General features: G+C 73.7%; 9 protein-coding genes. 3 read left to right on the forward strand and 6 right to left on the reverse strand.

What is annotated here, in order from left to right; translation table 11 throughout:
• Positions 1 to 49: 49 nt before the first annotated feature.
• Complete coding sequence (locus tag SCATT_RS09200) at positions 50 to 337, reverse strand: DUF3039 domain-containing protein (RefSeq protein ID WP_078590670.1); 288 nt, start codon at positions 335 to 337, stop codon at positions 50 to 52.
• Between the two features lie 30 nt (positions 338 to 367).
• Positions 368 to 952 carry a YqgE/AlgH family protein gene (locus SCATT_RS09205; RefSeq protein WP_014142727.1) on the reverse strand — a complete coding sequence of 195 codons (585 nt, stop codon included), beginning with the start codon at positions 950 to 952 and terminating at the stop codon, positions 368 to 370.
• 373 nt (positions 953 to 1,325) lie between these two features.
• Here SCATT_RS09205 and murA point away from each other — a divergent pair, with 373 nt between their 5' ends.
• Complete coding sequence (murA, locus tag SCATT_RS09210; protein ID WP_014142728.1) at positions 1,326 to 2,660, forward strand: UDP-N-acetylglucosamine 1-carboxyvinyltransferase; 1,335 nt, start codon at positions 1,326 to 1,328, stop codon at positions 2,658 to 2,660.
• Between the two features lie 146 nt (positions 2,661 to 2,806).
• Here the strand turns inward: murA and SCATT_RS09215 are convergent, their stop codons facing one another.
• The 3 genes from SCATT_RS09215 to SCATT_RS09225 form a co-directional block, all read right to left on the reverse strand.
• Positions 2,807 to 3,088, reverse strand: a complete 282-nt coding sequence (locus tag SCATT_RS09215) for an HU family DNA-binding protein (RefSeq protein ID WP_014142729.1) — start codon at positions 3,086 to 3,088, stop codon at positions 2,807 to 2,809.
• Between the two features lie 392 nt (positions 3,089 to 3,480).
• Positions 3,481 to 4,923: an NAD-dependent malic enzyme gene (locus tag SCATT_RS09220; RefSeq protein WP_014142731.1), complete on the reverse strand. Its 1,443-nt coding sequence runs from the start codon at positions 4,921 to 4,923 to the stop codon at positions 3,481 to 3,483.
• 470 nt (positions 4,924 to 5,393) lie between these two features.
• A complete protein-coding gene (locus SCATT_RS09225; RefSeq protein WP_014627745.1) occupies positions 5,394 to 7,643 on the reverse strand; it encodes a HelD family protein in 2,250 nt (749 codons plus the stop codon).
• Positions 7,644 to 8,858: 1,215 nt separating this feature from the next.
• Between SCATT_RS09225 and SCATT_RS09230 the strand changes: the two genes are divergently transcribed.
• A complete protein-coding gene (locus SCATT_RS09230; protein WP_014142734.1) occupies positions 8,859 to 9,566 on the forward strand; it encodes an ANTAR domain-containing protein in 708 nt (235 codons plus the stop codon).
• Positions 9,567 to 9,589: 23 nt separating this feature from the next.
• The gene (locus SCATT_RS09235; protein WP_014627748.1) at positions 9,590 to 10,321 is read left to right on the forward strand and encodes a GAF and ANTAR domain-containing protein; all 732 of its coding nucleotides are present in this window, start codon (positions 9,590 to 9,592) and stop codon (positions 10,319 to 10,321) included.
• A 3-nt stretch (positions 10,322 to 10,324) separates the two neighbouring features.
• Here SCATT_RS09235 and SCATT_RS09240 read toward each other — a convergent pair whose 3' ends face one another.
• Positions 10,325 to 12,112 (reverse strand): complex I subunit 5 family protein, encoded by a 1,788-nt coding sequence (locus SCATT_RS09240; RefSeq protein WP_014142736.1) that lies wholly within the window; start codon positions 12,110 to 12,112, stop codon positions 10,325 to 10,327.
• Position 12,113 lies beyond the last annotated feature (1 nt).

The following is a 12,113-nucleotide window of genomic DNA, read 5'->3' on the forward strand; positions in this document are numbered from 1 at the left end:
CCGGGGCGGGCGGGCGGCCTGTGGGGCGGGACGGCGGGCGGGGCGGGGGCTACTTGTCGCCGCCCTTGCCGCCCTTGTCGTTGCCGCCGGCGTCCATGGACTCGAAGATCTCCTTGCACATGGGACAGACCGGGTACTTCTTCGGATCGCGGCCGGGCACCCAGACCTTCCCGCACAGCGCGACCACCGGGGATCCGGAGAGCGCGCTCTCCATGATCTTGTCTTTCTGGACGTAGTGGGCGAAGCGCTCGTGGTCGCCGTCGCCGTTGGACACCTGCGGTGTCGGCTCGACAAGGGTCCCGGTACCCGTCCCGCGCTCGGGCTCAAGAGTGCTCATGGGACCCAAGGGTACTCATGGCGGACCTCCTCAGTTGAGGCTCGGGTCGTCCGGGTAGGTGGCCACCATCGCCAGTTCGTTGCGCTGGCGGCGCAGCACCGAGCGCCACAGCCCCTCGGGCGCCGGGGAGGAGATGTCGCCGGGTTCGGACTCGACCACGTACCACGCGCCCTCGACCAGTTCGTCCTCCAGCTGGCCGGGGCCCCAGCCGGCGTAGCCGGCGAAGATCCGCAGCGAGCCGAGTTCGGCGGCGAGGAGTTCCGGCGGGGCCTCCAGGTCGACCAGGCCGATGGCGCCGTGCACCCGGCGCCAGCCCAGCGGTTCGGCGGGCGCCCCCTCGCCGCCGGGCGCCTCGCCGGGGACGACGGCCAGGCCCAGCGCGGAGTCGAGCGAGACCGGGCCGCCCTGGAAGACCACCTGGGGGACGCCGGCCAGCCGGGCCCAGGGCTCCAGCACGTCGCCGACGCCGACCGGGGTGGGCCGGTTGAGGACCACGCCGAGCGTCCCCTCCTCGTCGTGGTCGAGGAGGAGGACCACCGCCCGGTCGAAGTTGGGATCGGCGAGGGAGGGCGTGGCCACGAGCAGTCGGCCGGTGAGCGAGGACACCTCCGTCATGACCACATGATCCCGCATCCGCGGTCGGGATGGGCGCTTCTCGGCCGTGCCGGGGGCCGGGAGGGCGGACGGGGGCGGCGCCCGGGGCGGCGGGGGCGCAGGTGGGGGCGTACGGCGGGGCGCGCGCCGGGGAACCGCGGTGACCGGCCGGTGGCCGACGGGCACCGGCCTTGACGGGGGCGGCCGTCGGGCGCATTACCATTTCTTCCGGTACCGCGCCCGCCTCCGCAGCCACGCCAGTTGCGGCGCGCGCGCATGTCCGCCCCGGTACGGCGGGACGCGTCCGCCCAGGTGAACGGGTGTACGAATGGCCCGGGCGTACCGTGGCCGGCGCCTTCCCCCGTCCTCATCCTTCTCCAGGAACGCGAGCCCCATGACCGACGACGTCCTGCTTGTCCACGGCGGCACCCCGCTGGAGGGCGAGATCCGTGTCCGCGGCGCGAAGAACCTCGTGCCCAAGGCCATGGTGGCCGCCCTGCTCGGCAGCGGTCCGAGCCGGCTGCGCAACGTCCCCGACATCCGTGACGTGCGGGTGGTGCGCGGGCTGCTCCAGCTGCACGGGGTCACGGTGGGCCCGGGTGAGGAGCCCGGCGAGCTGGTGCTGGACCCCTCGCACGTGGAGAGCGCCAACGTCGCCGACATCGACGCGCACGCCGGCTCGTCGCGCATCCCGATCCTGTTCTGCGGGCCGCTGCTGCACCGGCTGGGGCACGCGTTCATCCCGGGCCTGGGCGGCTGCGACATCGGCGGGCGGCCGATCGACTTCCACTTCGAGGTGCTGCGGCAGTTCGGCGCGGTCATCGAGAAGCGTCCGGAGGGCCAGTACCTGGAGGCCCCGCAGCGGCTGCGCGGCACCAGGATCCGGCTGCCCTACCCGTCGGTGGGCGCCACCGAGCAGGTGCTGCTGACCGCGGTGCTGGCGGACGGGGTCACCGAGCTGTCCAACGCGGCCGTGGAGCCGGAGATCGAGGACCTGATCTGCGTGCTGCAGAAGATGGGCGCGATCATCTCGATGGACACCGACCGGACGATCCGGATCACCGGCGTCGACCGCCTCGGCGGCTACAACCACCGGGCGCTGCCGGACCGCCTGGAGGCCGCCTCCTGGGCCAGCGCGGCGCTGGCGACCAGGGGCGACGTGTACGTACGCGGCGCCAGCCAGCGCGAGATGATGACCTTCCTCAACACCTACCGCAAGGTCGGCGGCGCCTTCGAGGTGGACGACGACGGCATCCGGTTCTGGCACCCGGGCGGCGCGCTCAACGCGATCGCGCTGGAGACGGACGTGCACCCCGGCTTCCAGACCGACTGGCAGCAGCCGCTGGTGGTGGCGCTCACCCAGGCGTCGGGGCTGTCCATCGTGCACGAGACGGTCTACGAGTCGCGGCTGGGCTTCACCTCGGCGCTCAACCAGATGGGCGCCCACATCCAGCTGTACCGGGAGTGCCTGGGCGGCACCCCGTGCCGGTTCGGGCAGCGCAACTTCCTGCACTCGGCCGTGGTCTCCGGGCCGACCAAGCTCCAGGGCGCCGACCTGGTCATCCCCGACCTGCGCGGCGGCTTCTCGTACCTGATCGCGGCGCTGGCCGCGGAGGGCACCTCGCGGGTGCACGGCATCGACCTGATCAACCGCGGCTACGAGAACTTCATGGAGAAGCTGCGGGCGCTCGGCGGCCACGTGGAGCTCCCGGCCGGCGTCCGCGCCTGACGGCCGTACGTCGCCGTCCACGGGCCCGTACGGGCCGTGGACGGCGACGTACGGGTACGGAGAGAGGGCGGCCACCCCGGTGGGGGTGGCCGCCCTCTTCCGTCGGCTCGTCAGCGGCCGTCGCCCAGCGGCGCCGGGCCGGCTGCTTACTTGCCCTTGGCGGCTTCCTTGAGCTTGGAGCCCGCGGTGACCTTGACGGCGTGGCCGGCCGGGATCTCGATCGGTTCGCCGGTCTGCGGGTTGCGAGCGGTGCGAGCGGCACGGTGGGTGCGCTCGAAGGTCAGGAAACCGGGGATGGTGACCTTCTCGTCGCCCTTGGCGACGACCTCACCGACGGTCTCGGCGAGGGCGGCCAGAACGGCGTCGGCGTCCTTGCGGGTCACCTCGGCGCGGTCGGCCAGCGCGGCCACCAGCTCACTGCGGTTCATATTCGTACTCCCGTGTTCTTCTTGCCGTTGAGGCGTGTTGCGTCCTCGGCCGCCTCTGGATGGAGGAGGACCGCCGCGTTTTGAAGCCGATGTTGCCAGGTGCCTCGGACACAGTGTGTGCCCGGGCCTGAGACACGAGCCTCTCGCCCGAGTAGGCATCCTGCCCCCACCAGCGGCGGGAAAGCCAATCCGGCACCCGGGAGGGTCACACGAAAAGCGCCACAGCAACGGCTTGGTGACGCTGCGTTCCCATACGGCCGCGCGACGAGGGCCGCCCGGCGGCCCGCCCGCTCGCGTCTGGGCGACACCCTAGGGGCAGGACGGGCCGGGCGGCGGCGCGACGCGCCCCGGCCGGGCGGCGGATCCGTGGCCGCGCCCGGCCGGGCCGGGGTTCACTGCCCGGCGGAGGGCACCACGGCGGGGGCGGCCACCCCCTGGGCCCGGGCGGCGTCACGGACGGCGCCGGCCACCGCGCCGGCCACCTTGTCGTTGAAGACGCTGGGGATGATGTAGTTGGCGTTGATCTCGTCGTCGGCCACCACGTCGGCGAGGGCCCCGGCCGCGGCCAGCATCATCTCGGTGTTGACGGTGCGGGACTGGGCGTCCAGCAGGCCGCGGAAGACGCCGGGGAAGACCAGCACGTTGTTGATCTGGTTGGGGAAGTCGCTGCGGCCGGTGGCGACCACCGCGGCGGTCTCCCGGGCCACCGCCGGGTCGACCTCGGGGTCGGGGTTGGCCAGCGCGAAGACGATGGCGCCCTCGGCCATGGCGGCCACGTCCTCGCCGCCGAGCACATTGGGCGCGGAGACGCCGATGAAGACGTCGGCACCGCGCACGGCCTCCTTGAGGGTGCCGGTGATGTTGTCGGGGTTGGTGTTGTCGGCGATCCAGCGCAGCGCCGAGCCCGGGTCGGCGTCGACCAGGTCGGTGCGCCCGCTGTGCACCACCCCGTGGATGTCGGCGACCACCGCGTGCTTGACGCCGGCGGCGAGCAGCAGCTTGAGGATGGCGGTACCGGCCGCGCCCGCGCCGGACATCACGACCCGGACGTCCTCGATCTTCTTGCCGACCACCCGCAGCGCGTTGGTGAGCGCGGCGAGCACCACGATGGCGGTGCCGTGCTGGTCGTCGTGGAAGACCGGGATGTCCAGCGCCTCACGCAGCCGGGCCTCGATCTCGAAGCAGCGCGGCGCGGAGATGTCCTCCAGGTTGATGCCGGCGAACCCGGGGGCGATGGCCTTGACGATCTCCACGATGGCGTCGGTGTCCTGGGTGTCCAGGCAGATCGGCCAGGCGTCGATGCCGGCGAACCGCTTGAACAGGGCGGCCTTGCCCTCCATCACCGGCAGCGCGGCCTTGGGGCCGATGTTGCCCAGGCCCAGCACGGCCGAGCCGTCGGTGACCACGGCCACGCTGTTGCGCTTGATGGTCAGCCGGCGGGCGTCCTCGGGGTTCTGGGCGATCGCCATGCAGACCCGGGCGACGCCGGGGGTGTAGACCATGGACAGGTCGTCACGGTTGCGGATGGGGTGCTTGGACGCCATCTCGATCTTGCCGCCGAGGTGCATCAGGAACGTACGGTCGGAGACCTTGCCGATCGTGACGCCCTCGATGGCGCGCAGCTTGGTGACGATCTGGTCGGCGTGCGCGGTGGACGTGGCCGCGATGGTCACGTCGATCCGGAGCCGCTCGTGGCCGGAGGCGGTGACGTCCAGGCCGGTCACCGACCCGCCGGAGGACTCCACCGCGGTGGTGAGCTGGCTGACCGCGGTCCCGCTGGCCGGGACCTCCAGTCGCACCGTGATCGAGTAAGAGACGCTCGGCGCCGTTGCCATGCCGACTTTCCTCCGCTTGTCCGTGTCGTGTCCATGGATCGGGCACGAGACATCCGATGGTTGCACCTACCGGTGGGTAGGCGGTAACCAGCCCCGGTCGCTCGACGGAACGCCGGATTGCGGAAAGATACTTCCACGATGCGGGATGCCAGGGAAGGCTTTTCGGCCACCCGCACCCCGGAACCCAACCCTCCGGAAAGCGGATCCGGCCAAGGGGAATGGTCTTCAGGGGAGTCTTTGTTAATCTGAATACGGCACCGGCCCGATCCAAGCCCCCGGGCCCAACCATTGTCGCTACGAGCGACCGCTAGCCGCGAGGCGAGCATGGCGGGTCGGTGTCGCAAGCGTCACGAAGGGCGCCCCCCGTCGAGCACGGGGGGCGCCCTTCGTGGTCGGGTACGCGCCCGTACCGGGGCGTCCCCGCCCGCGCCGGAGCCGGGCGGGCAAGCGGGGAGGCCGGCGCGTCGTCCTCAGTCGCGCAGCAGGTCCGGGACGCCCGCCGCGTCGGGCTCGTCCCGTTCGCCGGCGACCACGGTGAGCTGCTGGGTGGCCCGGGTCAGCGCCACGTAGAGCACCCGCAGCCCGGCCGGCGACTCGTCGGCGATCTCGGCCGGGGAGACCACCACCGTGGCGTCGTACTCCAGCCCCTTGGCCTCCAGGCTGCCCAGCGGCACCACCCGGTCGCCCAGCCCGGCCAGCCACCGCCGGGCCTGCGCGCGGCGGCCCATCGCCACCACGACCCCGACCGTCCCCTCGACCTCGGCCAGCAGCTCCTCGGCCGCCGCCCGCACCGCCGCGCCCAGATCGGCGCCGGCCACCGTGAAGCGCGGCACCACCCCGGTCGAACGCACCGCCGACGGCGCCTCCATCCCCGGCATGGCCAGCTGGAGCACCCTGGCGGCCAGCTCGGCGATCTCCGCCGGGTTGCGGTAGTTGACGGTGAGCGTGAACCGCCGCCGGGTCCGGGAGCCCAGCGCCTCGTCGCGCGCCCGGGCGGCCTCGTCCGGGTCGCTCCAGGAACTCTGCGCCGGGTCGCCGACCACCGTCCAGGTGGCGCTGGTGCCGCGCCGGGCCACCATCCGCCACTGCATGGGCGTCAGGTCCTGCGCCTCGTCCACGATGACGTGGGCGTACTCGGTACGTTCCTGCTCCCGGCGTTCGGCGCGGGACCGGCGGGAGAAGTTGCGGTCGGCGAAGGTGGTGACCTCCTCCAGGCCGGTCAGCTCGTCCAGCGGGTCCACCTCGCGCGGCTTGGGCGGCTTGGGCGGGGTGCCGAGCAGCACCCGCAGCTCGTCCAGGAGCGCCACGTCGTGCACCGAGAGCGGACCGTCGCCGGCCGCCCCGAGCCGGGCCAGCGAACGGGCCACCAGCCGCGTCTCGCGGGGCGCCAGCACCCGCCGCGACCAACGGCCCAGCCGCCGCTCGTCGGCCATCGCGGCGAGCACCCGGCGCGGGGTGAGCACCGGCCACCACGCCTGGAGGAAGCCGCCGAACGCGTCCTCCCCCGACACGTCCTCGTCGAAGGCGGCCCGGGCCTCCGCGATCAGCTCCGGGTCCATCAGGTGACGGCCGCGCCCGGACTTGGCCCACAGCGCGTCCAGCACCAGCCGGCGGGCGCGCGGACGCATCAGGTTGAGCGGGGCGGTGCCGCCGAGGACGTTGCGGCGGATCCGGGCGAGCTCGTCGGCGTCCAGCTCCAGCCGGCCGCCGAAGGCCACCACACGCAGCGAGGTCGGCACGTCGGCGTTGTCCAGCGCGCCGCGCGCGGCCCGGCGCAGCACCTGCACCATCCGGGAGGAGCCCTTGACCCGGGCGACCGCGGGCTCGTCGTAGGTGGTCGCCTCGGCGCCGTCCAGCAGCGAGCCCAGCGCGCGGATGGCCACCTGGCCCTCCTCGCCCAGCGAGGGCAGCACGCCCTCGGTGTACGACACCAGCAGCGGCGTCGGGCTCACCACGAGGATGCCCCCGGAGTAGCGGCGGCGGTCCTGGTAGAGCAGATAGGCGGCGCGGTGCAGGGCCACCGCGGTCTTGCCGGTGCCGGGGCCGCCGGTGACCTCGGTGACGCCCGGGGCGGGGGCGCGGATCACCATGTCCTGCTCGGCCTGGATGCTGGCCACGATGTCGCGCATGGTGTGGCCGCGGGCCCGGCCGAGCGCGGCCATCAGGGCGCCGTCGCCGATCACCACGAGTTCCTCGCCGTCGAGGGTGGCGGTCAGCTCCGGACGCATCAGGTCGTCCTCGACGCCGAGGACACGGCGGCCCTTGCTGCGGATCACCCGGCGGCGCACCACCCGGCCCGGGTCCTTGGGGGTGGCCCGGTAGAACGGCGCCGCGGCCGGCGCCCGCCAGTCGATCACCAGCGGCGAGTAGTCGGCGTCCAGCACGCCGAGCCGCCCGATGTGCAGCGTCTCGGCGATCTCGGCGCGCCGGTCCGCCCCGATGGCGTCGTCGGCGACCTCGGTCGCGGTGAACGCCCCGTCCGGGCCGCGCCTGCCGTCCTTGCCGCGCAGCAGGTCGATCCGGCCGAAGAGGAAGTCCTCGAACTCGGAGTTGAGCCGGCTGAGGTGGACGCCGGCCTGGAAGACCTGCGCGTCGCGCTCGGCGAGGGCACCGGGGGTGCCGACCTGTGCGCGCTTCTCGGCGTCGTCCACGAGGAACTCCGCCTCGTGGATCTTCTCCTCCAGTCGGCGGTACACCCGGTCCAGGTGCGCCTGCTCCACCCCCACCTCCCCGGCGTCCCGAGAACCGTCCCGGGCCGCGCCCGGCTTGCTCGGGGTGAGGGAGTCCGCGCCGCGCGAGCCGTTTCGGGCTGCGCCCGGCTGGTCCGGGGTGAGGGGATCCGCGTCGCGCGGGACGTCTTGGGCTGCGCTTGGGTCCGTGGTGTTCGCTGCCTTGTGGTCGGCGGCGCGGACCATGTCACGCCCGGCCGTCCCGGCTCCGTCCCGGCCGGCGGCGTCGGCACCGTGCCGAGCCACGTCCTGCGTTGCCACGCAAGGACCCCCTTCTTGCAAACGTCGTGCGGTGGCCCCTGCGGGGCAGCCTGCAACCGTACGCCAAAGTTGCCGTATCCGCTCGCGCTGGCGGTCACCCATTTACCTCCCCGGGTGCCCCCGGTCCCCGTCTCGTCGTGGCTGGCGTCACGGATGTTTCCCCCCGCCCACCCGTGGCTGTGTTCGTACAGTGCGGGGTGCGCACTGTCTTCCTTGGTTTCCGGGGGCCCTCCGGGGTGACTCCTCGCTCCACGTATCCGCCAAGGCTTGGCTCCGGCTGCTGGGTCGCTGCGGGGACACCCCTGCACGCCCCCGTTCTGTTGCGTTCCGCGCTGCGGCACGGGGTGGGTGAGAAGGAGATCGGGGTGACCCCAACCTCCTCACTCACCCCCACCCGCGAAGAGAGGCACCCGCACGACGGCACAAGGGGGTGTGCCGGGGGTGTCCCCGCAGCGACCCAACAGCCGGAGCGCAACTGTGGCGGATACGCGGAGCGAGGAGTCACCCCCGGCGCGCCCCCGACCCCGTACCGGCAGTAGGCGAACCACCCCGGTGCCGAACCAAACCAAAAACCCCACCAACCACCCACCGGGCAGCGGGCCGCCGGGGGCCACCCCGGCAACCTGAAACGGGCGAACCGCCCACCACCGCATGGCCGTCCCAGCCGTGGGCGACGGGGATCCGGGGGTACCCCCGCCACACCGGGCCCGCCGGCGGCGACCCCGCATCCTGAAACGGGCGAACCGGCCACGGAGTAATGGCTGACCGCCGGCGCGAGGGAACCCCCTGACCGCCAGCGCGAGCGAACCCGCACGTCGGGAAGCCGGTACAGTACGTACGTTGACCGTGCTCGCAGTCGGGAATGTGCTGCGGAGCTCTCCAGCGCGTGGTGTGAAGCCATGCTCGCCGAAGAGGTTCGTGGTGGTTTCGTCAGACATTCCAGACATGCGTACCGGTTTCCGGCTCGCCGAGGCCCTGGCTGGGGCGGCCACGGCGCTGCACGCGGCCGAGGGGCCGGAGCAGACCATGGACACCGCCGTCGCCCTCGCGCGGGAGATCGTGCCGGGGACCGCCGAGGCGGGGATCACGCTGATCGAGCGCGGCACCCGGGTGCGTACCGGTGCCTGCACCACCGAGGCGGTGCGGGCGGTGGACGCCGCGCAGCGCAGCGGGCCGCAGCGTCCGGCGGCGCCGTACTGGGAGGCGCTGTGGGAGCGTCCCGTGGTGCGCCGGGAGGACACCGCGCGCGATCCGGCCACCGAGGCCGCCGCCAAGCTGGGCCTGCGTTCGCTGCTGTCGTTGCGGCTCTCCTCGGGCTACCGGCGGCTGTCCATCCTCAACCTGTACGCGTCCGGCGCGGACGCCTTCGACGACCGGGCGGTGCGGATCGGCCGGTTGCTGGCCGCGCACGTCTCGGTCGCCCTGGACTCCGCGCGGGTGCAGGAGCAGCTGACCGAGGCGATGCACACCCGGGACGTGATCGGGCAGGCCACCGGGGTGCTCATGGCCAAGCTCGACCTGGACGCGCGGGAGGCGTTCCGGCGGCTGGTGCGCGCCTCGCAGCAGGAGAACGTCAAGGTGCGGGACATCGCCTTCCGGGTGGTGGAGACCATCGGCGGCGGAAACGGCGAGCGGGGCAGCGGCATCGATTGACCCGGCGGGGGCAGACGAGGGTCGTGACCGCCTATGGCCCAGGGCTCGATTTCTCCGCGTTGCACCGCACGCTGGCCGGCACCGCCGGACTCGACGAGTTCCTCCAGGAGCTGACCGTCCGGGCGGTCAAGGCGATGCCGTACGTGGACGGGTGCAGCATCATGCTCCGCCGGGACGGCCGGCCCGCCACGGTGGCCAGCAGCGACGACGTCTCGCGGCTGCTGGACGAGCGGCAGTACGAGGCGCTGGGCGGGCCCTGCCTGAGCAGCGTGGAGCACGACCGGGAGCAGATCGTCGCGGACGCGCGCGACGAGCGGCGGTGGAACGGGTACGCCGACTTCCTGCTGGAGCGGGGCGTCCGCTCGGTGCTCGCGGTGCCGATGGGGCTGGACGGGGACGGGGTGGGGGCGCTCAACTTCTACGCCCGGCTGCCGCACACCTTCGACGCCGACGCGGTGACCGCCGCGCGCCGGCTGGCCGCCCAGGCGGCGGGCGCGGTCCACGTGGCGTTGCGCATCGACCGCCACCTGGAGGAGACCGAGGACCTGCGGACCGCGCTGACCTCCCGCTCGGTGATCGACCAGGCGCTGGGGATCGTCATGGCCCGTCGGCGCTGTCCGGCGCACGAGGCGCTGGAGCTGCTGCGCCGCGCCTCCCAGCACCGCAACCTGAAGTTGCGGGAGCTGTGCGCCGGGATCGTCGAGGAGGTCAGCGGCGCCCCGCCGTCCACCGGGGGCTTCCAGCCACGCCGGTGAGCCTCACCAGTGGGTGAGCACCGCCAGCAGTCCCATACCGGCCGCCGTCCAGGCCACGTAGTCGCCGATGTGGCCGGACTGGAGGCGGCGCAGCGGGCCGGTGCGGCGCAGCGGGGCGACGAGCGCCGGGCGGTACAGGGCGAGGGCGGCCAGCGCCACCGCGACGGCGGCCGACACCAGCCCGAGCAGCACGCCGGGCAGGGTCCAGCCGACGGCGGGGGGCGAGGGGGTGCCGGGCGGGCGGGCGTCGAGGACGGCGGCGGCGTAACCGGCGTGGTCGGTGAAGGAGACGGCGGCCCGCGCGACGGCGTCGGCCAGCGCGGGGACCGTACCCACCGCGAGCGCACCGAGCAGCAGCGCGGCGGCGACCGCGACCATCGGCGGCGGCACCGCGCGGACCTCGCCCTCGGTCTCCGGCTCCTCGCCGCTGCCGGAGGTGGCGTCGGCGCCGTCGTCGGTGAGGGGGCGCCCGGCGCCGAGGAAGACCCGGCCGGCCGCGCGCAGCACCGCGGCCCCGGTGAGGGCGGAGACCAGGACGAAGAGCACCGGCAGCGGGGTCGCGGACTCCTCGGCGACCGCCTTGCCCAACCCGGTGCCGAACGGCGGCAGCCCGGCCAGGGCGAGTCCGCCGACCGCGACGAGCGTGCCGAGGAAGGGCAACTCGCGGGCGCGGCCGTGCAGTTCGTGTTCGTCCACGCTGCCGTAGCGGTCCAGCAGGACGCCGGCGCAGGCGAAGAGCGCCGCCTTGGTGCCCGCGTGGCCGAGGACGTACAGGGCGATGCCGGCGGTGGCCTTGGGGGTGAACAGGGCGAGCGCGGTGAGGAAGAGGCCGGTGTGGGCGACGGTGGAGAAGGCGAGGAGCCGTTTGAGGTGGCGTTGCTGCCAGCACATCACGGCGCCGAGGACGGCGGTGAGGACGCCGAGGACCAGTAGCGCCCGCCGCGCGTCGGCCGCCGGTACGCCGCCGGGGCCGGCGAAGACGGTGTGGTAGACGCGGAAGACGCCGTACACCCCGGTCTCCACCATCACCCCGGACAGCAGCATGCACACCGGGGTGGGGGCGACCGCGTGGGCGTCCGGCAGCCAGAAGTGGAAGGGCACGGCGGCCGACTTGACCAGCAGCCCGGTCAGCACCAGCACGAACGCGGCGGTGAGCACGGCGTCGTGCCGGGGGAACTGGTCGAGCCGGCGGCCGATCTGGGCCATGCCGAGTTGGCCGGTGCGGGCGTAGAGCAGGCCGATGCCGAGCAGACTGGCGTAGCCGCCCAGGGAGTTGACCACCCCGAAGGTGAGGCCGCCCTGGACCGCGCGCCGGGCTTCGACCCGGTAGCCGGTGAGCGCGTAGGCGACCACGCCCATCAGCTCGAAGAAGACGAAGGCGTCGAAGAGGTCGCCGGTGAGCGCGAAGCCGGCCATGCCCGCCTGGAAGAGCAGGATCATCGCCGGGAAGGCGCCGGGGGTGCGGCGCGGCGGTTCGGCGAAGTACCGCCAGGAGTAGACCAGTACGGCGGCCGACAGCAGCGAGGCGAGTGCGGCCAGGCCCAGTCCGGTCCGGTCGCCGACGAGGACGATGCCGACGCTGTGGCCGTGTACCGGGGTCCAGCCGCCGAGCCAGGAGACGACGGGGCGGGGGCCGCGGGCGAGTTCCGCGCCGGCCAGCGCGGTGGCGGTGGCGGCGCACAGGAGGCCGAAGGTGTCGCCGGCCTGCCGGGGCAGATGGCGGCCGGCCGCGGCCAGCAGCGCGGCCCCCAGCAGCGGCACCACCACGATCAGCGGCAGCAGGCGCTCCACC

This window comes from Streptantibioticus cattleyicolor NRRL 8057 = DSM 46488, assembly GCF_000240165.1.
Taxonomy (GTDB): Bacteria; Actinomycetota; Actinomycetes; order Streptomycetales; family Streptomycetaceae; genus Streptantibioticus; species Streptantibioticus cattleyicolor.

Coding starts and splice junctions, on each gene's coding strand:
- SCATT_RS09205 (WP_014142727.1), bottom strand. CDS start 952: ATGACGGAGGTGTCCTCGCTCACCGGCCGACTGCTCGTGGCCACGCCC.
- SCATT_RS09230 (WP_014142734.1), top strand. CDS start 8,859: ATGCGTACCGGTTTCCGGCTCGCCGAGGCCCTGGCTGGGGCGGCCACG.
- SCATT_RS09200 (WP_078590670.1), bottom strand. CDS start 337: ATGAGCACTCTTGAGCCCGAGCGCGGGACGGGTACCGGGACCCTTGTC.
- SCATT_RS09220 (WP_014142731.1), bottom strand. CDS start 4,923: ATGGCAACGGCGCCGAGCGTCTCTTACTCGATCACGGTGCGACTGGAG.
- SCATT_RS09215 (WP_014142729.1), bottom strand. CDS start 3,088: ATGAACCGCAGTGAGCTGGTGGCCGCGCTGGCCGACCGCGCCGAGGTG.
- murA (WP_014142728.1), top strand. CDS start 1,326: ATGACCGACGACGTCCTGCTTGTCCACGGCGGCACCCCGCTGGAGGGC.